The organism is Gimesia sp., assembly GCF_048262075.1.
Classification (GTDB): Bacteria; Planctomycetota; Planctomycetia; order Planctomycetales; family Planctomycetaceae; genus Gimesia.
This window is the reverse complement of record NZ_JBLXFK010000021.1, coordinates 52,960-72,375: the sequence shown is the minus strand read 5'-3', so window position 1 is coordinate 72,375 and position 19,416 is coordinate 52,960. Positions and strand designations below refer to the sequence as shown.

Here is a 19,416-nt window from a genome sequence, read left to right as displayed (position 1 = left end):
GAATTTATTCTCTAAACTTTTTTCTCGAAGTGATTCGAGTTCCTCATTCTCTGGTGTTTGACTGATGACACATTTTAGCAGACGACAGTTTCTGGCAGAAAACGCGATGGGTATCGGTACCGTCGCTCTCGCCTGGTTACTCAAACAGGACCAACTCCTGGCACGCCCCAAGAATATTTCGATCAAGCAGCCTCATTTCGATCTCACGCCTAAAACCGCGCAGTTCGCACCACAGGCCAAAGCCATGATCTCGCTGTTTCAGCATGGCGGTCCGGCGCATATGGATTTGACCGATCCTAAACCGGAGTTGACCAAATACAGCGGGACCGATTTTAAAGGTGATATCCAATACAGTTTCGTACAACAGGCCAGTAAAAAACTGCTGGGAAGTCCGTGGAAATTTCAAAAGCACGGGGAATGTGGGACCGAACTGTCAGAGTTGCTGCCTCACCTGGCAGAAATTGTGGATGATGTCTGTGTGGTTCGCTCCATGCATACCGGCGCCAATGGCCATGAAGTTTCAATTCGATACTTTCATGGCGGGATTCCCGGAGTACTGGGGCGTCCCAATCTGGGGTCCTGGCTGGTGTATGGATTGGGTTCAGAATCTCAAAATCTGCCGGCTTACATGGTGTTGACCGATCCGGGAGGATTGCCCGTGGACGGCGTCACAAACTGGTCAAACGGATTTATGCCATCACTGTTCCAGGGGACCGTGCTGCGACCCAAGGAGCCACGGATTCTGAATCTGGATGCGCCGGCACATCTGCAGGGCTCTCTGCAGCAGCAGAATCTGGAACTGCTGCAGACGCTCAATCGGCGTCATTACGAACAGCATCCTCACGAATCAGATCTGGAAGCACGGATCTCAAGTTATGAACTGGCAGCGCGGATGCAGACCTCTGCCCGCGAAGCGCTCGATCTCTCTCAGGAAACCAAGGCCACACAGGATATGTATGGTCTGGATAATCCCAAGACAAAGGAATACGGTACACGATGTCTGATCGCCCGCCGCCTGGTGGAGCGTGGGGTAAGGTTCGTACAACTGTTCCTCGGAGGTCAACCCTGGGACAATCACAGCAATATTTCAACCGGACTGCCGGCCATTTGTCATCGGACAGATCAACCGTCCGCTGCCTTGGTGAAAGACCTGAAACAGCGGGGGATGCTGGATTCGACGCTGGTACACTGGGGAGGTGAAATCGGGCGACTGCCTGTGACGCAGAACCATGGTGACGCCAAGAGTGCAGGCCGCGATCATAACGGCCAGGGGTTCAGTATCTGGCTGGCCGGTGGCGGAATCAAAGGGGGGATGACCTTTGGGAAAACCGATGAGTTCGGGCATAAAGCGGTCGAAAATGTGGTGACCCCGAATGACTTCCAGGCGACTGTCATGAGTCTGTTTGGTCTCGATTATCAGCAACTCCTCTATCATCATAATGGTCAGGAGCAGATGATTACGAATGGTCGCCCTGCCCGCGTGGTCTCGGACATTCTGTCGTAGTTTGCTCTGAACTGTTCAGATTGGAGCCCAGGCTTGATAGACTGTATCTCGTCTTGACTACTAAGAACTGTTTTACGGCGATCACGCAGGGGAAATACTATGTTGTTAGTAGACATTGGTTATGCTCCTCTCAGCTTGAATGAGGGCTGAGGCGATGGATCGACTCGGATTGACCTGAATATGAATTTAAAAATCCGCCAGAGAGAACCGGAATTGATGGATCAGCCTGGTTTGTCTGAAAGCGAACATCGTCACGCTTTAGCAGGACTGGGACGAATTAACTGGTGGAGTCGCAGTGATGCCATAGTATGGCCAGCCATTCTGGAGTTAGCTCGAGGTCGATCTGGAAAGCCATTACAGATACTGGATATTGCCAGCGGTGGCGGCGATGTCGCGTTGAGTATTGCTGCCCGCGCAGAGCGCGCGGGTGTGTCAATTGAAGTCGATGGCTGTGATATCAGTCCCTTTGCTGTCAGGTATGCGACTCAGCAGGCTGCCAACCGGGGGCAGGAGCAGGTACGATTTTTTGAATGTGATGTGCTCTCAGAATCGCTGGATAAACAATATGACGTAGTTATGTGCTCGTTATTTCTACACCATCTCGATGAGGGACCAGCTCAACAGCTACTGGAAATAATGTCAGAGTCGACTAGACAACTGATGCTGGTAAATGATTTATGTCGGTCGCGTGCCAGTTACTGCCTGGCCTGGACTGCCTGTCGCTTATTGACGCGTTCACCGGTCGTCCATACCGATGGTCCTCTCTCCGTTGCAGGTGCGTTTACAGTGAGTGAAATTACGGAATTGGCCGGGCAGGCCGGTTTGAGTGGTTTTCAGATCACACGTCACTGGCCTCAACGCTGGTTACTGAAGTGGAGTCGAAAATGACTCTGACCAGTTCGCTGAATCGGGAAGCAGCCTGTGCGCAGAACTGGGATGCCATCGTGATCGGTGCTGGACCGGCGGGAGCAGTGGCGGCCCGGCAGTTGGCGCAGCAGAAACTACGAACACTGCTGATCGAACGCAAAACGTTTCCCCGCTATAAAGTTTGTGGATGCTGTCTTAATCAGCGGGCGATCAATGCCTTGAACCAGATCGGTCTGGGCCAGTTGCTGGAATCTGCAGGTGCTGTGCCTTTAAATCAGTTCCGCATGCAATATCACGGGCGCGAAGCAGTCGTATCTTTACCGGGGGGACTGGCGATTTCTCGAGAAGTCTTCGATACGCGACTGGTTCAGTCTGCGATGGAAGCCGGTGCGGAGTTTCTGCAGGATACGACCGCGACCATTATCGACAGTGCTGAAAAACGTACTTCCCGCACAGTGGATCTCAGTTACCAGGGGCAGATAGCTGGTTCAGCAACAGCAAAAATTATTCTGGCTGCGGACGGGTTAGGCCATCCCAGCCTGCAGAACTGCCCAGGCTTCGACATGCAGGTTGCCCCGGATTCAAGGATTGGAGTCGGTGCTGCATTTAAATTGAAAAATCTAACATCGTACCCGGCAGGCATGATACACATGGCGATCCATAGATCCGGTTATGTCGGTCTGGTTCGTGTCGAGGAAGAGAGTCTGAACCTGGCTGCCGCCATTGATCGGGATTTTATTAAAGAATGTGCCGGGCCAGCAGCCGCGGTGTTGCAGATTCTGAGAGAGTCTGGTTCACCCGTTTTGCCGGAAATGACGGACGGCAGTTTCAAGGGGACACTGCCGGTCACCCGTAGAACGTTACGCCCGGTGGGTGACCGGTTATTTGTGCTGGGGGATGCAGCCGGTTATCTGGAACCGTTTACCGGAGAAGGGATGGCGAACGCGATCACGGAAGCAATGGCTGTCGCGCAGCTGGTGCCGGAAGGCTTACGCCATTGGGATTCCGCATTGGAGCAAAAATGGCTGAGCGCCCATTATTCACTGACGGAGGGGCGTTTGTTCTGGTGTCGCTGGCTGGCGCGGTTATTGCGTTCGCCTACTGCCATAGGCTGGGGACTGCGACTGTTTCACCGGTTTCCAGGAATGGCCCGGCCGATTGTCGCCCGCTTGAATCATTGAAGAATTTTGACAGTAATTAAAGAGCATATATGAGTTTTGAAATATTGGGAATTGGTACCACAAATCCAGAGCATTCGATTCAGCAGTCGGAAGCGGCGGTTCACGCACAGTCACTTTCCTGCCACGCCGCATCAACAGAGCAGCAGCGACGTCTGCTGCCTGTACTCTACCGACGGGCGGGAGTGAAGACGCGACACAGCGTGGTTCTGGAAAACAGTTCCGGTGAAGAAGCGGTCAGGCAGACGTTTTATCAGCCCGCCGATTCACCCGTTGACCTGGGACCTGCGACATCGACCCGCATGCAGGAATATGAGAAACATGCGGCTGAGCTGGCAATCACTGCTGTGCGTGAAGCATTGGAATCAGCGAATGTCGATCCTGCCGAAGTGACGCAACTGGTCACTGTTTCCTGCAGTGGATTCAGTGCCCCGGGTTTTGATCTGCAGGTGTTGAAACAGCCCGGTTTTTCTCCCGATGTTTCACGGACACATATCGGCTTCATGGGCTGTCATGGCGCTTTGAATGGCCTGCGTGTGGCGAAGTCGTTTACCGACAACGACCCGAATGCCTGTGTGGTTGTCTGTGCGGTAGAGCTTTGCAGTCTGCATCAGCAGTATGGCTGGTGTCCTGATAAAATTGTGGCCAACGCCCTGTTTGCTGACGGTGCAGCAGCTATCGTCGGAAAACAGTCACAAAGCAGTTCAAGTGATCGTTGGGAATTAGTTGCCTCCGGTTCGACGGTCGTCCCGGATTCGGAAGAGCTGATGAGCTGGCGGATTGGAGATCATGGGTTTGAAATGACTTTGTCTCCACAAATTCCTGACCTGATCAAGTCCCGGTTACGTCCCTGGCTGGAGAACTGGCTGGCGGGACAGGGAACCCGTATTGAAGAGATTGGCAGTTGGGCCATTCATCCAGGAGGACCGCGGATTTTGACGGCGGTATCAGAAGCAGTCGGGTTTGACGAAGAAAAACTCGCACCTTCGCGTCAGATCCTTGCCGAGTTCGGAAACATGTCTTCACCAACAGTGCTGTTCATTCTACAGCGTCTGCAGGCAGCTCAGGCAGCACGACCCTGTGTGATGCTGGGGTTTGGCCCCGGGCTGACAATTGAAGCGGCTCTGGTGAAATAGTGCCGGACCGACAGCACAACCGAATTTACAGCGGCTTGCGGGCAATAAAGCATCCATACTGCATTGCCCCCGATTCGTAGGCTTTTAAAATGGTCTCAAAACGGTCCAGGAACATGACCGTGTTTCGATCGATAAGTCGTGCCAGCCAGCGGACGCCGGTTTTTTGAACGCGCTGCCGGCAGATTTCCCAGGTCGGAGCGACGCGATTCGTCCAGTTGTGATACGCCTCGAATTCCAGCCCGGCATTTTCCATCCAGGACTGATAGTCTGTGGCGCTTCCCAGGGAAGGGCAGAAAAAACCTTCACAGACATCGTAAACCTGCTGTCGCGATTCTTCTGTTTTCAGTTGATCACCCGCCAGCCACGCACAGATCGCCATACTGCCACCAGGTCGCAACCAGCTGGCTGCCTTGTTGAAAAAGGCCTGCTTATCAAACAGGTGCTCTGTACATTCAATACTCCAGACGTAGTCAAAAGACGCATTTGGAAAATCAGCTGTTTCCGCATCCTGACAGAGGAATTGTGTTCGCTGCCGCTGACCCCGCCAGTGTGCTTCCAGCGCAGCCCAGCGGCGCTGAACCGGGCTGAGAGTGATACCGGTAACCTGGCAGCCGAAGGTCTTGGCCAGATGAATTGATGAGCCCCCCATGCCACAGCCCACATCCAGCAGATCTGCATCAGGCTGTATCCCCAGCAGTTCCGCGAGTGTTTCGGTTAACTGTTGCTGGGCGACGGCGGAAGATTTTCCATAATCAATCTGACTGGTTGACGGGGCATCAGGCTCTGCCCACAAACCATGATGAATGTGGCGCCCCCAGAGCAGGCGATAAAACAGCGTTGTCAGATTATAATGACTGCGAATGACATCTTTTTGAACTGTCGGGCAACTGATCATGTGATAGTACCATATTTCAAAAAAGGGCTGCTTCGTTATCGCAGAATACGTATTCCAGAGCTATCTGGTGGCCCGCTCCCTTTGCGGCGGAATTTAACAACTGTTGTAATATTAAATCCTGAATTCAATATTTCAAACGTTGATTACAGGAATTAAACATAACATAACATCTCATCGTCAAGTCTCGGGGTATTTTACAATATCTGGCAGGCCAGCGTTGAAGTATGTCTTATAATTAAGTGACGAGATTACCGACAGCTTGTGTGTTCATATGGATATTTGGTTTCGTACTGAATAAAACTTATTTATTGACAACCGCCACTCGCATGTGTATTGTTTTATATATATTATATATAGAGATAGCGCTATTTTAGTATACCCACCACGAAACCTTCCCACCTCAATCAGAATCGACATGAACACATTGCCTAACGCTGCTTCAACACGTCTGTTCGTTCTATTCTTCCTGGCTGTGATTCTCCTGGGCAGCTCTGCAGGTGTCTTAAAGGCGGAAGAAAATAAATCCCCGGTCAGTTTTGTCAATGATATTGTGCCCGTTCTGACGAAGGCAGGGTGCAACATGGGTGTCTGCCATGCCAAAGCAGGGGGGGGACAGAATGGCTTTCAGCTGTCGCTGCTGGGTTTTGAACCGCTGGATGATTATGACAGCCTGGTGAAGGAAGCACAGGGGCGTCGATTGTTTCCCTCGGTTCCTTCGAAAAGTCTGCTGCTCACAAAAGCTTCAAATGAAAATCCACATGGGGGTGGAATTCGTCTCCCCCGGGATTCTGAAGGTTATCAGGTAATCCGCCGCTGGATTGAAGAAGGGGCCCGCTATTCAACCGGGAAAGAACCGCTTCTGGAATCAGTGGAAGTGCAGCCGGAACGTGGCGTGGTCAATATGGGTGAGACCCAACAGTTGAAGGCGATCGCAAAATATTCGGATGGAAGCGTTCGTGATGTCACTGAGGTTGCCTTGTACGAGTCGAACATCAAGTCGATGGCAGATGCGACTGAGGAAGGTCTTGTCAAAGTACATGACATCCCCGGTAAAGTTGCGGTGATGGTCCGCTACCAGGGTAAGATTGCGGTCTTCACAGCGGCAATTCCTCTGGGAGCGCCAATTCAGGAAGTGCCGACAGAAAAAAACATGATAGACCGTCATGTCTTTGCCAACCTGAAAGAGCTGGGAATTCCCCCGTCACCGGTCTGTGATGATCAGACGTTCTTACGTCGCGTGACTTTGGATATTTGTGGTCGCTTTCCTACACAGGAAGAAACCGAATCTTTCCTGGCGAGTACTGACCCGAAAAAACGTGATGAGCTTGTGGAACGACTGCTGCGAAGTCCCAACTATGCAGACTACTTTGCTTCCAAGTGGACCCCGCTGCTGAAGAACCGACGCGATGCAGCCAATGATATTACTTCGAACTTCGCCTTCCATGCCTGGATTCGAGACAGTCTGCTGGCAAATGTCCCCTATGATCAACTGGTTCGCGAACTGTTGGGCGCGACTGGAACTGTCGTGAGCAATCCACCTGTTGCCTGGTACAAGCGGGTGAAAGATCCCAAAGATCAGTTGGAAGATATTGCCCAGTTGTTTCTGGGAGTGAGAATGCAATGTGCTCAATGCCATCACCATCCTTTTGAGCGCTGGAGCCAGGACGATTATTACAGTCTGTCCGCATTTTTCTCTCAGATTGGTCGCAAGCCGACCGGGACTCAGGGAGAAGACCTGATTTTTCATAAGCGAGGCGTCGCACAGGCAAAGAATGTGAAATCGGGTGAGATGTTGAAACCGGTTGCCCTGGGTGATGATATCGGCGAAATCTCTGCCGATGAAGATCCCCGTCTGCGTTTAGGCAACTGGATGAGTTCCAAAGACAATCCCTTTTTCGCCAAAGCGCTGGTGAACCGCTACTGGAAACATTTTTTCAAACGGGCTCTGATTGAACCGGAAGATGATATCCGGGATACGAATCCCCCATCCAATCCGGAATTGATGGCTGCATTGGAAGAACACTTTATCCAGTCAGGCTTTGATCTGAAGCAACTGATCAAGCTGATTACTCAGTCACATACCTATCAACTGAGCTCGATGCCGAATGAATACAATCTGCAGGATCGCCAGAACTATTCGCGGTTCTATCCACGTCGTCTGCAGGCGGAAGTACTGCTGGACTCGGTCGATCAACTGGCAGGTTCGACAACGGCATTTGCCAATCTACCACCAGGCACACGTGCGATTGCATTGCCAGATAACAGTTACACCAAAGCATCGGCTTTCCTGAAGGTCTTTGGTCGTCCTAACAGTGCCAGTGTTTGTGAATGTGAGCGGGTACAATCTTCCAGTCTGGCTCAAAGCCTGCATTTGATTAACTCGTCGGAGATGAAATCCAAGCTCGCGACGGCGAATGGGCGTGCCGCTCAATTAGCTAAAGAAAAAGACAAGTCTGTGGAAGAAAAAGTCAATTCGCTGTATCTGACTGCGTTTGCTCGAAAACCACAGCCGGAAGAACTACAGACAGCAGTGAATTTTCTTACTACGCCGGTAGCCGATGCAAAGGCAATACCGGATGTGAAGAAAACACCGACTTCAAAAGACTATCAGGACCTGATCTGGGCTCTGATGAATACCAAAGAGTTTTTGTTTAATCATTGATGCGTCATGACCAATTTTCGTCATACTGGTGTATGGTTGGATTCTCTCACTATTATCAGATTTGAAACCAGTAAAATTAGAGGCCGGGAAATATGAAATACTTTCGACTGCAGTTCTCATTTGTGACAGGGGCCTGCCTGGCAGTGAGTTGCCTGGTTTCAGCAACAGCCCAGGCGCAGCTGGTCTGTCTACCGGCACCTCGATTATTGACTACCATGCCTATGGGCGGTCAGGCGGGGACCACTTTTGAAGTAACGATTTCCGGTGAAAATATTGAAGATGCCGACGAGCTCAGCTTTTCGCATGAGGGAATTACTGCGACACCAAGCCTGGGTAAAGACGGTTTGCCAGTACCCAACAAGTATACGATTACAATATCCAAAGACTGCCCGCTGGGAATTCATGAAGCTCGCGTGATGACGCGGCTTGGTGTTTCCTCCAGCCGTGCGTTTAATGTCGGACGGCTGCCTGAAACTTCACAGGCTGCCGCGAATACCACGTTGGAAACAGCAAAGAAACTTGAACTGAATTCAATCTGTAATGCAGTGATGTCGCGTCAAAAGATCGATTACTACACCTTCGAGGCAGGCAAGGATCAACGGGTGATTGTCGATTGTGCCGCGAAAGGCATTGATTCGAAACTCAATCCGGTTGTGATCATCGCCGATGAACGGGGGATGGATCTGGTTGTAGAACGACGCGGCGGAATGCTTGATTTTAATGTTCCTGACACAGGAAAATACATTATTAAGGTGCACGGCTTGACGTATGATGGTGGGCCTTATCACTTCTATCGTCTGGCTGTTAAAAATGTCGCCCGCGATGAGATCGTTCCCCGCATGCCTTCGATTAAAAAGGTCAGCGCTTTCTCCTGGCCTCCTGCAGGGCTCACTAATGAAACACTCAAGCCGGAAAGCGAACCAAACAATACACACGCGGAAGCACAAAAAATAACTCTGCCTTGTGATATCAGTGGTAGCTTTTTTCCCGCTGCGGACGTTGATACATTTGAATTTACCGCGAAGAAAGGTGAAGTCTGGTGGGTCGAAGTTGCCTCAGAACGTCTAGGACGTCCGACCGATCCTTCGATTGTTGTGCAGCATGTCAGCGGTTCTGGATCTGAAGTAAAAATTACGGATCTGGTTGAGCTGAGTGATATCCCCAGTCCGGTCCGGGTTTCCAGCAATGGATATTCCTACAATGGCCCTCCTTATAATGCCGGCTCGTCAGATATTCTCGGCAAAGTCGAGATTAAGCAGGACGGAGTGCATCATCTGCAGATCCGGGATCTGTTTGGTGGCACTCGCAACGATGCCAAAAATATTTATCGACTGATCATCCGCAAAGCGGCTCCCGATTATGCCCTGGTGGGTTGGGCGCTGCATATGAACCTGCGAAACGGTGACCGGAACGCCCTGTCGAAACCAATTGCCCTGCGGGGAGGGGCCACGATGCCTCTGGAAGTGGTTGTCGTTCGACGTGATGGTTTCGATGGCGAAATTGAATTGTTCATGGAAAACTTGCCAGAGGGGGTGTCTGCCACTGGATTGAAGATTGGCAAAGGAAAATCGAGCGGCACGATGTTGATCTCGGCAGCAGAAGGGGCACCTCGAGGTTTAACCAGTGCAAAATTCTTCGGACGGGCAACCATCGCTGATCAAATCGTGACGCGTCCCTGTTATCTGGCATCAATGCAGTGGCCTGTGAAAAATGCCTGGAGTGAAGTACCCAGTCCGCGTTTGATGGCTGATGTTCCTGTTTCCGTAGGCATTTCAGAACAGGCACCTATCACCATCGCTCCCGCTGAAGAAAAAACCTGGGAAGTGACAGCCGGTGAAAAGCTGACCATCCCGCTTAAACATGTTCGCCGTAGCGAATTCTCGGGGGCCAATATTACTTTGAAAACATACGGGGAAGGCTTTAACCGAAATAAAGCCTTCGATGCCCCTTTGAAGGCTGACGCATCTGAAGTAGTTCTGGATCTGGCAACTCTGAAAACCCCTCCCGGAGAGTATCAAATTGCTTTCGGTGGATATGCTGTAGTGAAGTATAGTGAAAACCCGAAAGCAGTTGCTTTAGCGGAAGCTGAACTGAAAGAGGCACAACAGCAGGCCGAGGCTCTGGTTGCAGACGCTGAACAATTACAGAAAAAAGGTGATGCGGCTGCAAAAGAGGCGGCTGCAAAAGCAAAAACAGCACAGGCTGCAGTGGCAAAAGCCGATAAACAGTTAAAGCAGGCGACCGCAAAAGCCAAGCCCAAAGACATTGTCGATATTATCTTTTCCAAGCCGATTAACATTCGAGTCAACCCAGCTAAGAAGGCGAAATAGTGATGACAGATCCTTTTCACGCATCGACAGTTCATCCATGTCCGGGTCCTGAAACGCGGCGTGGGTTTCTCAAAATGGGCCTGGCTGGTTTTGCTTCACTCAGTCTTCCCGGTATTCTGCGCTTGCAGGCAGCGAATCCTCTGCCCAATCAAAAGAAAAAAACGGCCGTGATTATGGTCTGGCAACCGGGTGGTTGTTCTCATATTGATACTTACGATCCCAAACCCGCTGCGCCAATTGAGTACCGCGGGCCTTTCGGCATGATTCCCACCAAAGTGCCGGGGATGAATTTTACAGAACTGCTGCCGATGCAGGCAAAAATTGCAGACAAGTTTACCGTTCTGCGTTCCATGCGTCACGACAGCCCCGGGCATCCAGCGGGGACACTACGAATGCTGACGGGGGATACTGATCGCCGGGATAAGCAAATCCCTAAATATCCCGACTGGATGTCTGTCACGAATTATCTGCGTTCTAAAGAAGGACCACGCAAAAACCCTCTACCCCCTTACGTGGGGATCAACTTTTCTTCGCAGCGTGTGGGGGGAGCCTATCTGGGGGATGCCTATGGTCCCTTTACCGTTTCCGGAGATCCCAATAAACCAAATTTCACGGTTCCCAATATCGGGTTATCGAATCAGGCTGAAGTCACACAGCTCGATCGCCGGGCGACCCTGCGTCAGAAGCTTGATACCCTGGAACGATCGTTTGATCAGGCGGGGGAACTGCAGGCGCTGGACGAATTTGAAACCCAGGCCATGACTCTGCTGACCAACCCCAAGGCGAAAGATGCCTTTGATTTGAGCCAGGAAGATGATCGCACCCGTGATCGCTATGGTCGCAATTCCTGGGGTCAGCAACTATTGATGGCACGGCGGCTGGTGGAAGCGGGCGTGGATGTGATTTCGACCAGCTTGAGTGGTCCGCTTTGTGGCCGTGTATCAAACTGGGACGATCATGCCGTAAACCACCATGTCTTCGATGCCATGCGGTTCCGTTCGCAGGCATACGATCAGGCTGTCTCTGCTTTGATTGAAGATATTTACGAGCGGGGACTGGATGAACAAGTGCTGGTGGTGGTCACCGGTGAATTCGGGAGGACTCCCAAAGTCAATTACCAGCCCAGTACCGGCGCAGGAAATGCGAGTGCACCTGCTGGTACAAAACAACCAGGCCGAGATCACTGGCCACGCGCGTTTTCTAATATCTGGGCGGGTGGCGGTATCGAGACCGGTCGCTTTATTGGTGCGAGTGACAAGCTGGGTGAAGATTCCATTGAACGGATCTGTGGCGCGGGGGATTTCCTGGCGACCATTTATCATCATCTGGGAATTGATTCGTCCAGTGTCTTTATCGAAGACTTCAACGGCCGTCCGACACCAATCATTGCCGATCAGGGCAAACCGATTCCGGAACTGGTGGGGTGAGTCTGCTCACGCTTCACGCTGCTTGATTGTCCCCTGATATCTGGCTTATAATCTGCGCTCGTTTTGTGCCTGGAGCACCCGATCCCGGACGGTGTCCATGCATTGATTAGCGCGATTTCTATCTGCGTCTCTCTCGGTATGCTGCTGGGCGGAATTCCCGATTAAAAAGTAGATCGGACGGACGCAATCATACTGAGGGCTATCATTCTGCTGGACTGGTTCTGGCTCCAACTGTTCCGTTAAATTCGATTCTGAGGAGCGAAGCTGGTGTGCAGATCTGTTACAGAACAGGTCCCAGCATGGCGATGGTGTTATTCCAGAAGCGGCGTGCAATACTCCAGGCGGCGACAGTTTCAGCAGTGACTTGTTTGGATGAATCCAGGTATTCCTGCTGACGCTTGCGGACAGACTCTGTCATGCCAGAGTCATAAAACAGAATGTTATTTTCGTAATTGAGATCAAAGCTGCGGCGATCCATGTTGGCGGAGCCGATCAATGTGACATCGCCGTCCAGGGTCAGTGATTTGGTATGCAGCAGGCCCCCCTCGTATTCATAGATTTTTACCCCTGCTTCCAGCAGTTCCTCATAGTAACTGTGACTGGCGGCACCGACGATTCGGGAATCATTGCGTGCCGGGAAAATAATTTTCGTATCAACGCCTCGATAAGCGGTTGCACAGAGCGCATCCTGCATCGATTCATTCGGAACATAATAAGGCGTCGTAATAACCAGTTCGTGACGAGCTGAATGGATTAGCGATTCAAACATCTCGGGCATTGCAGAATAGCGGACTGTAGGACCGGTTCCAACCACTTGAGCCGGAAAACCTGTCTCGCAGGGGGGGATGGGAGTACTTAAAAGCGACGACAGATCTTCGTCGACTTGTGTCATCCAGTCGCTGATAAACAGATGCTGGTTCTGGCGAGCGATGGGGCCTTCAAACCGCATAACGGCATCGACCCAGGGGGCATATTTCGCTTTGACGCGAAACTCCGGGTCGGCACAGTTCTGACTGCCGCAGTAAGTGATACTGTGATCAATGACCACAATTTTACGGTGATTGCGCAAATCAATGCGTCCCATAAAAGGGCGGAGCAGGGGATTTCCAATGGGCAAGGCGGCTGCGGTATGGACGCCGGCCGCTGTCAGTTCATTCCAGTAGGGGGATTTGATCAAAATTCGAGAACCCAGATCATCGGCCATGACGCGACATTTGACGCCACGGGCAGCAGCGCGTTTCAGGGCATCGATGATTTTGCAACCATTTTGATCGGGCAACCAGATATAGAACAGCAGATGCACGTGCTCTTGTGCTGAATCAATATCTTCCACCATCCTGTCGATTGTGGTGTTGGAATCCTCCATCAGTTGTGCGGTGTTCCCTCCCACTGGTGAATAGCCACTGATGGAACACCCGACTCGGAAGAGATGATCATATTTATCGGGGATTTGAGTATGAGAAGATTCTTCATCGCAGACATTGCAGCTTAATTTTGGCAGCCGGTCGAACACCTTCTGCATGCGGGCGACGCGTCGGCGTCCAATATTGACCTCCCCCAGCAGCAGGTAGGCGAGGATGCCCAGTACAGGCAATGTGACAACGACTACGATCCAGGCCAGCCGCGATGTCGGTTCTCGATGCGGCCTTAAAATGACGCGCATGATGACCAGAATTTCTATCGAAAGATGAATCAGCACCGCGATCGTGGCTGCGTCCATTGAATGTTCCCTGCAAAAGTGGATTAGATCTTCTAGATCGCATCACATTTTAGCATAGCGTCTTGCGTACCATGATACTCGGTTCAAATGTCTCTGGAGTCGCTATAGTAAAACTGGACACAGTCTTGAACCAGATCATGAAGAACCTGTTTCATTGAAAAGGCTCAACTTACCGCATTGCCAGTTTGAGTTCAAGACACGGATTCCTCAGCAGGAAACAGCGCGAAATCAGCTTTATTGCAGCGTGAGGCCACCTTGATAAGTCCTGCAGGGAGAATGAGGGATGTTTCCGGGATCGCGACAGCTGAACTTAGACAATTTCTGATATGCTGGATATCATATTAAAACGATGAATCGTTTGATTCTTACTGGGGAATACCAGTCGGGAGTCAAATTCGAATTCCGTTTACGTTTCGTTTCACTTTTAACAGGCTGAACTTCCCTTGCGAAAATATCAGATATCATGTTTCTGGATGATGACATTCATTTTCTTCAGCCAGATTGCATCAACACTGGCGGATCAGAAACCAGAACGCGGTTTTCGGGAATTAAACCGATTCAAAGCAGCAGAAGCGCATCAGGCGGTCGCAGTTGATGAGACAGCCTTTTATGCGATTTCGAGCCGCGAAGTGGCCCGTTATGATAAAACCACCGGCGAACAACTGGCACATTGGACGGGGCCGAAAGACTCTCATATCCGTCATTTGAATAGCGGGGTTGTGACAGGCGGAAAACTTTATTGTGCCCATTCCAACTGGCCACAAAACCCGCTTAAGAATACGATCGAAGTCTTCAAACCGGAGTCTCTGGAACATCTGGAAACATTGACGTTTCCCGAGACGGCAGGAGCCATCAACTGGGTGGATCGGCGTCAAAATAAATGGTGGGTCTGCTATGCTTTTTATGGTCAGCTCGAAAATGTCCGTAAGACCCGAATCGTGCGCTACGATGAAAACTGGCAACCGGAAGCGGAGTGGACATTTCCCGATTCGGTTGTAAAGCGATTCCTGCCCAACAGTAATTCAGGAGGTGCCTTTGGACCCAATGGGCTGTTGTATGCGACAGGTCACGATCATGGTGAAGTTTATGTACTGCGAATACCAGACGCGCCAGGAATGCTGGAGCATGTAGAAACGATATCCGCCCCCATTGCCGGGCAGGGAATTGCCTGGGACCAGAGTGATATCGGGACCTTCTTAGGCATCGTCCGGCGTTCAAAAGAGGTTGTGAAACTCAGGCTGACGCATTCCCAGGAATTCAGAGAACTGCGCGATCGGATTCAATGGAAACGCGAAGAAAAAAATCCAATCCTGCCGCCACGCTCTGTCGGAAAGTTCGATTCCACACGTTGCATGAACCCCTGGGTAGTACGACAGAATGACCAGTATCATTTGTACTATGCAGGCGGTGATGATCGTAGTCAGCATCGGATTGGTATGGCGACAGCAAAAGTGGACGCTATCACAGAGTGGAAACGCAACGGTCCTTTATTTGAGAAGGGTAAGCCGGGAGCCTTTGATGCACGCTGGTGTGTCCTGCCCCATGCAATTCGAATGGAGGAAGATCGCTGGCATTTATATTACACAGGAAACAGTGGACAGGGGACGGGGCTCAGCTCATTTCCCGGTATTGGTCTGGCGACCAGTGTGGATGGAAAAAACTGGTCACGTTTCAGTCATCAACCGGTCCTGCCACGGAGTGGTGAACCAGGGAGTCCCGATGCTATCGGCATGGCCGGAGGCTCGGTGCTGAAGGTCAAGCGAAGTGATGGTACATCGGAATGGCGTTTTTATTACACCGGGTGCCCTACCACGGGTAAAGCCCACCTGCTCAATCAGCAGAAAACAATCTGTCTGGCTGTCTCCGAGGATGGCATTCACTGGCAAAAACAAGGTGCAATCATGCTACGTGATCCTGAACGGGATTATGAAAACGTGGGAGTCGCCGGCCCGGTCGTTCTGCAGCGTGACGATGGCACCTTTCAGATGTGGTATTCCGCCATTGGTACCCGCTGGGGCTATTATTGCATCTGCTATGCGGAATCAGATGATGGCATCCACTGGAGCCGAGGTGTTAAGTCGGGAGATAATCTGCAACTGACCCCCACAGGTTCCGGCTGGGAGAGCCAGATGGTGGAATATCCTTCTGTCATTCGGGAAGGAAAGCGGTTACGCCTGTTTTACTGTGGAAATGGTTATGGGAGAACTGGAATCGGGACTGCAGTGAGTATCGAGCCAGATCAGAACAACTGACCCTTGCTTTTTAAGTCGAGCTTGTAATGATTCTGACAGAACAGCACTTCCATCATTGATACGCTTCACCAGTTTGTCGCCTTCGATTCGCAGTAAACCGGGCGCGTTCTGTATTCAACTGACGAAACAAACGGCTTAAATGAACAGGGCCGAATAAAAAAACAAGCTGGAAACTACATGAACGAACACGCAATTCTTTCCTTATCCTTTATCCTACTCGCAGGCATGCTGTGCCAGTGGGTTGCCTGGCGCGTCAAATTTCCCGCAATTATTTTCCTGCTGGCGGCCGGAATCGTCGCTGGACCGGTAACCCAGTGGTTAAATCCGGATCAGTTATTCGGAGATTTGTTGTTTCCCTTTGTTTCACTGGCAGTCGCGGTCATTCTGTTTGAGGGAAGTCTGACCTTAAAAATTCAGAATATCCCCGGGCTGGAACGGGTCATCCGAAACCTGATTACGATCGGGGCCTTCATCACCTGGATGATCACCACGCTGGCGACTCGAACACTGCTGGACTTTTCCTGGAGTGTTTCGTTTCTATTCGGTGCGCTCATGGTCGTGACCGGGCCAACCGTCATTACGCCGCTCCTGCGGACCGTTCGTCCCAAAGAAAATGTCGCCAGTATCCTGCAGTGGGAGGGAATTCTGATTGATCCCCTCGGGGCCATACTGGCGGTGCTGGTATTTGAGTTTATCGTCTCCGGGGGAGGAGTAGAGGGTAGTTTTACTGCGGGCCTGGTGGTCTTCGGGAAGATGATCTTGATCGGACTCTTATTTGGTGCAGCGGGAGGCAGCTTATTTGGATTTCTATTGAAGAAATTCTGGATTCCTCACTATCTGCATAACATCTTCGCGCTGGCACTTGTGTGTGTCGTGTTTGCGGTTTCCAATGTCTTCGAAGCCGAATCGGGGCTGCTGTCGGTGACGATCATGGGGATCTGGCTGGCAAACAGTAAAGGGCTGGAACTGGACGATATCCTGGACTTTAAGGAAAGCCTGAGTATCCTGCTGATCTCCATGCTGTTCATCATTCTGGCTGCCCGCATGAACCTTGATGCTTTTATTGATCTGGGCTGGCCCGCCCTGGCAGTCTTCGCCGTGATTCAATTTGTGATACGGCCTTTAAGCGTGCACCTCTGTGCCTTGGGATCCAAATTGACAATGAATGAACGACATCTGCTGTCCTGGATTGCACCGCGTGGAATTGTGGCTGCGGCCATCTCAGCTCTGTTTGCGATTCGCCTGGAATACCTGGGATATCAGGATGCATCTCGCATGGTGCCTCTCACTTTTCTAATCATCATCGGGACGGTATTGCTGCAGAGTACCACAGCCGGTCCGCTGGCACGATTTCTCAAAGTCGCTGAACCAGAGAACAAAGGCTTCCTGATCGTGGGGGCAAACGCGGTCGCGCAGCTTATTGCCGAGGAATTAAAGAAAAACGGAATTCGGACTCTGATGACGGATCAGAACTGGTCGTCTGTGACCGAGGCCAAGCTGAAAGGCCTGGCCGCTTACTGGGGGAATCCGGTATCAGAGCATGCGGAACGCAATCTGAACCTGATGGGGATCGGAAATCTGCTGGCGCTGTCACCACAGGTCGAATTGAATGCACTGGCGGCGCAATACTATCGACTGGAGTTTGCCCCTTCGAGTATTTTTACCATTCGCAATGCACAGCCTACTGCTGGCACAGCAGAAACGAAGACGGCTTTCAAGTACAGTGGGCGTGTCCTGTTTGGTGAGTCAGTCACATTTCAGGATCTTGAACATTTACTGCATCAGGGGGCGGAGATGAAAACCACCCTGCTGACGGAAGAATTTTCTTATGAAGACTATCGGGATCAGCAGGGAGATACACGCAATTCCCTGTTTGCGATCGATCCAAATGCAGCCGTCCATGTGTTTACAGACCAGCCCGATTTCGTGCCTAAAGCCGGTTGGAAAATAATCGCTCTGGCAGTCAAAAAAGCAGCTTAACCGGTCTCTCGATTGAATGAGCTCACTGGAAGATACTCTCGTTCGGGATTCTCAAGGTTCGGTAATTCACAAAACCTGTTCGCTCTCTTAAAATACGCCTGCTACAATCAATGGATCTTTCTCGAACACTCTCTGTGAGGAAATCCTGCACTCATGACAATTCGCCGACGCACTTTTCTAACATCGTCACTGTCAATGGCTCTGACAGGCCTACTGCCAGACAGGCAATTGCCAGCGAAGGGGGAGTCGATTGGTGAGAATCGTCGCCTGCTGAAACCTGTCCACGACCAGATCGTCTGTCCCTGGGAACCTGAGCATCCCCGCCACGATCACCAGTTGATATTTCCTCTGGATAAGCAGAGGCTGTTGCTGGTCTGGTCAGAGTATTACAGTCAGTCAGAGCACCCGGCAACCAAAAAAGGTTTTTCCGGAATAGGCGATCATGTTGCCTGTCAAATCTCGTCGAAGATCTCGACAGACCGGGGGCGGACTTGGGGCAAGCATCAGGTGCTGCAGCCTAATCGCTGGAAGCAGAACGTCAAGCATCCAAATCTGGTCCGCCTGTCTGAACAGGAAATCCTGTTTTCCTATGTGGGCTGGGATGATGAACATCAGCGCAACGTTTATTTGCGGCGGTCTACAGACAATGGAAAGACGTGGGGCGAGCAGCGGCAAATTTCCGAGCCGGGCTGGTACTGCTGCAATGCCGATCATGCTTTGCGGCTGAGTTCAGGTAGGGTGCTGATTCCGGCGCACGGTCCCTACGCGAAACAGTATGTGGGGGGAACTTCTTACAAAGGGGGCGACCTGCATTCATTCGTGTTTTATTCGGATGATGGATTTCGCACGTGGAAACGCAGTGCAGACAGCATGACTGCACCGGGCCGTGGTTGTCATGAGCCAGCGATCGTGGAATTGAAAGACGGGCGTCTGCTCTGCCTGTTAAGAAGTACAAATCAGAGGCTCTACCAGAGTTTTTCAGAGGATGGGGGCGATCACTGGTCTCGGCCTGAAGCCACGAAATTACCGGCACCCGAATCCCCGGCGATCGTCAAACGCGTTCCTTCGACGGGGGATCTGCTGTTATTGTGGAATAATGTAGCTTCTCCCACGAACTGGCCTCGTACACCCTTGAGCGCTGCGATTTCTCAGGACGAAGGTAAAACCTGGGGGCATTTTTCGGATATCGATGCGCGTCCGGCTTTTGATGCGGCTTACCCTTCCATCACATTTGTGAATGATGAGGCGTGCATCGCGTATTACTCACGCTCCACCCGCTGGAAACGTGACTCTGAAATTACGCTGCGAATTTATCAGGTCAAGCAGTTTTACGCCTGATGATGTCTTATGAGGAAGTCTGGCATTCCAGGTATTGCAACTCGTTGATCCGACTATGACTCTCTCTTCGGAAACAGGACCTCAGAGTGGCTGATTGAGAAAATAGTCATGGATCCATCCGAAATCG

The 19,416-nt window shown here is 51.3% G+C and carries 12 protein-coding genes; 10 read left to right on the top strand and 2 right to left on the bottom strand.

Going from position 1 to position 19,416, the window contains the following annotated elements:
- Window positions 1-64: 64 nt before the first annotated feature.
- The 4 genes from ACN0YH_RS26035 (at window position 65) to ACN0YH_RS26020 (ending at window position 4,685) form a co-directional block, all read left to right on the top strand.
- Window positions 65-1,504 carry a DUF1501 domain-containing protein gene (locus ACN0YH_RS26035; RefSeq protein ID WP_417382531.1) on the top strand — a complete coding sequence of 480 codons (1,440 nt, stop codon included), beginning with the start codon at window positions 65-67 and terminating at the stop codon, window positions 1,502-1,504.
- A gap of 180 nt (window positions 1,505-1,684) precedes the next feature.
- On the top strand, window positions 1,685-2,392 hold the full coding sequence (locus ACN0YH_RS26030; RefSeq protein WP_417382530.1) for a methyltransferase domain-containing protein: 708 nt from the start codon (window positions 1,685-1,687) through the stop codon (window positions 2,390-2,392).
- Window positions 2,389-3,552, top strand: a complete 1,164-nt coding sequence (locus tag ACN0YH_RS26025; protein WP_417382529.1) for an NAD(P)/FAD-dependent oxidoreductase — start codon at window positions 2,389-2,391, stop codon at window positions 3,550-3,552. The genes ACN0YH_RS26030 and ACN0YH_RS26025 overlap by 4 nt, the downstream gene beginning before the upstream one ends.
- 29 nt (window positions 3,553-3,581) lie before the next feature.
- Window positions 3,582-4,685, top strand: a complete 1,104-nt coding sequence (locus ACN0YH_RS26020) for a type III polyketide synthase (protein ID WP_417382528.1) — start codon at window positions 3,582-3,584, stop codon at window positions 4,683-4,685.
- Between the two features lie 25 nt (window positions 4,686-4,710).
- Here ACN0YH_RS26020 and ACN0YH_RS26015 read toward each other — a convergent pair whose 3' ends face one another.
- On the bottom strand, window positions 4,711-5,580 hold the full coding sequence (locus ACN0YH_RS26015; RefSeq protein ID WP_417382527.1) for an SAM-dependent methyltransferase: 870 nt from the start codon (window positions 5,578-5,580) through the stop codon (window positions 4,711-4,713).
- A gap of 415 nt (window positions 5,581-5,995) precedes the next feature.
- Between ACN0YH_RS26015 and ACN0YH_RS26010 the strand changes: the two genes are divergently transcribed.
- The 3 genes from ACN0YH_RS26010 to ACN0YH_RS26000 all read left to right on the top strand — a co-directional run bounded on the left by ACN0YH_RS26010 (window position 5,996) and on the right by ACN0YH_RS26000 (window position 11,999).
- The gene (locus ACN0YH_RS26010; RefSeq protein ID WP_417382526.1) at window positions 5,996-8,242 is read left to right on the top strand and encodes a DUF1549 and DUF1553 domain-containing protein; all 2,247 of its coding nucleotides are present in this window, start codon (window positions 5,996-5,998) and stop codon (window positions 8,240-8,242) included.
- A 92-nt stretch (window positions 8,243-8,334) separates the two neighbouring features.
- Complete coding sequence (locus ACN0YH_RS26005; RefSeq protein ID WP_417382525.1) at window positions 8,335-10,572, top strand: serine protease; 2,238 nt, start codon at window positions 8,335-8,337, stop codon at window positions 10,570-10,572.
- A gap of 2 nt (window positions 10,573-10,574) precedes the next feature.
- Complete coding sequence (locus ACN0YH_RS26000; protein ID WP_417382524.1) at window positions 10,575-11,999, top strand: DUF1501 domain-containing protein; 1,425 nt, start codon at window positions 10,575-10,577, stop codon at window positions 11,997-11,999.
- Window positions 12,000-12,279: 280 nt separating this feature from the next.
- On the opposite strand, the gene cls is transcribed toward ACN0YH_RS26000, so the two are convergent.
- Window positions 12,280-13,719, bottom strand: coding sequence for a cardiolipin synthase (gene cls, locus ACN0YH_RS25995; protein ID WP_417382523.1), 1,440 nt, complete (start codon window positions 13,717-13,719; stop codon window positions 12,280-12,282).
- A gap of 473 nt (window positions 13,720-14,192) precedes the next feature.
- Here cls and ACN0YH_RS25990 point away from each other — a divergent pair, with 473 nt between their 5' ends.
- The 3 genes from ACN0YH_RS25990 to ACN0YH_RS25980 all read left to right on the top strand — a co-directional run bounded on the left by ACN0YH_RS25990 (window position 14,193) and on the right by ACN0YH_RS25980 (window position 19,289).
- Window positions 14,193-15,971, top strand: a complete 1,779-nt coding sequence (locus ACN0YH_RS25990) for a hypothetical protein (RefSeq protein ID WP_417382522.1) — start codon at window positions 14,193-14,195, stop codon at window positions 15,969-15,971.
- A gap of 177 nt (window positions 15,972-16,148) precedes the next feature.
- Complete coding sequence (locus ACN0YH_RS25985) at window positions 16,149-17,951, top strand: cation:proton antiporter (protein ID WP_417382521.1); 1,803 nt, start codon at window positions 16,149-16,151, stop codon at window positions 17,949-17,951.
- Between the two features lie 153 nt (window positions 17,952-18,104).
- Complete coding sequence (locus ACN0YH_RS25980) at window positions 18,105-19,289, top strand: sialidase family protein (RefSeq protein WP_417382520.1); 1,185 nt, start codon at window positions 18,105-18,107, stop codon at window positions 19,287-19,289.
- The last annotated feature ends 127 nt before the right edge of the window (window positions 19,290-19,416 follow it).

Bases quoted from the DNA above. Each gene is read 5' to 3' on its own strand.
- ACN0YH_RS26035 (WP_417382531.1), top strand. From the start codon at position 65: ATGACACATTTTAGCAGACGACAGTTTCTGGCAGAAAACGCGATGGGT.
- ACN0YH_RS26030 (WP_417382530.1), top strand. From the start codon at position 1,685: ATGAATTTAAAAATCCGCCAGAGAGAACCGGAATTGATGGATCAGCCT.
- ACN0YH_RS26025 (WP_417382529.1), top strand. From the start codon at position 2,389: ATGACTCTGACCAGTTCGCTGAATCGGGAAGCAGCCTGTGCGCAGAAC.
- ACN0YH_RS26020 (WP_417382528.1), top strand. From the start codon at position 3,582: ATGAGTTTTGAAATATTGGGAATTGGTACCACAAATCCAGAGCATTCG.
- ACN0YH_RS26015 (WP_417382527.1), bottom strand. From the start codon at position 5,580: ATGATCAGTTGCCCGACAGTTCAAAAAGATGTCATTCGCAGTCATTAT.
- ACN0YH_RS26010 (WP_417382526.1), top strand. From the start codon at position 5,996: ATGAACACATTGCCTAACGCTGCTTCAACACGTCTGTTCGTTCTATTC.
- ACN0YH_RS26005 (WP_417382525.1), top strand. From the start codon at position 8,335: ATGAAATACTTTCGACTGCAGTTCTCATTTGTGACAGGGGCCTGCCTG.
- ACN0YH_RS26000 (WP_417382524.1), top strand. From the start codon at position 10,575: ATGACAGATCCTTTTCACGCATCGACAGTTCATCCATGTCCGGGTCCT.
- cls (WP_417382523.1), bottom strand. From the start codon at position 13,719: ATGGACGCAGCCACGATCGCGGTGCTGATTCATCTTTCGATAGAAATT.
- ACN0YH_RS25990 (WP_417382522.1), top strand. From the start codon at position 14,193: ATGATGACATTCATTTTCTTCAGCCAGATTGCATCAACACTGGCGGAT.
- ACN0YH_RS25985 (WP_417382521.1), top strand. From the start codon at position 16,149: ATGAACGAACACGCAATTCTTTCCTTATCCTTTATCCTACTCGCAGGC.
- ACN0YH_RS25980 (WP_417382520.1), top strand. From the start codon at position 18,105: ATGACAATTCGCCGACGCACTTTTCTAACATCGTCACTGTCAATGGCT.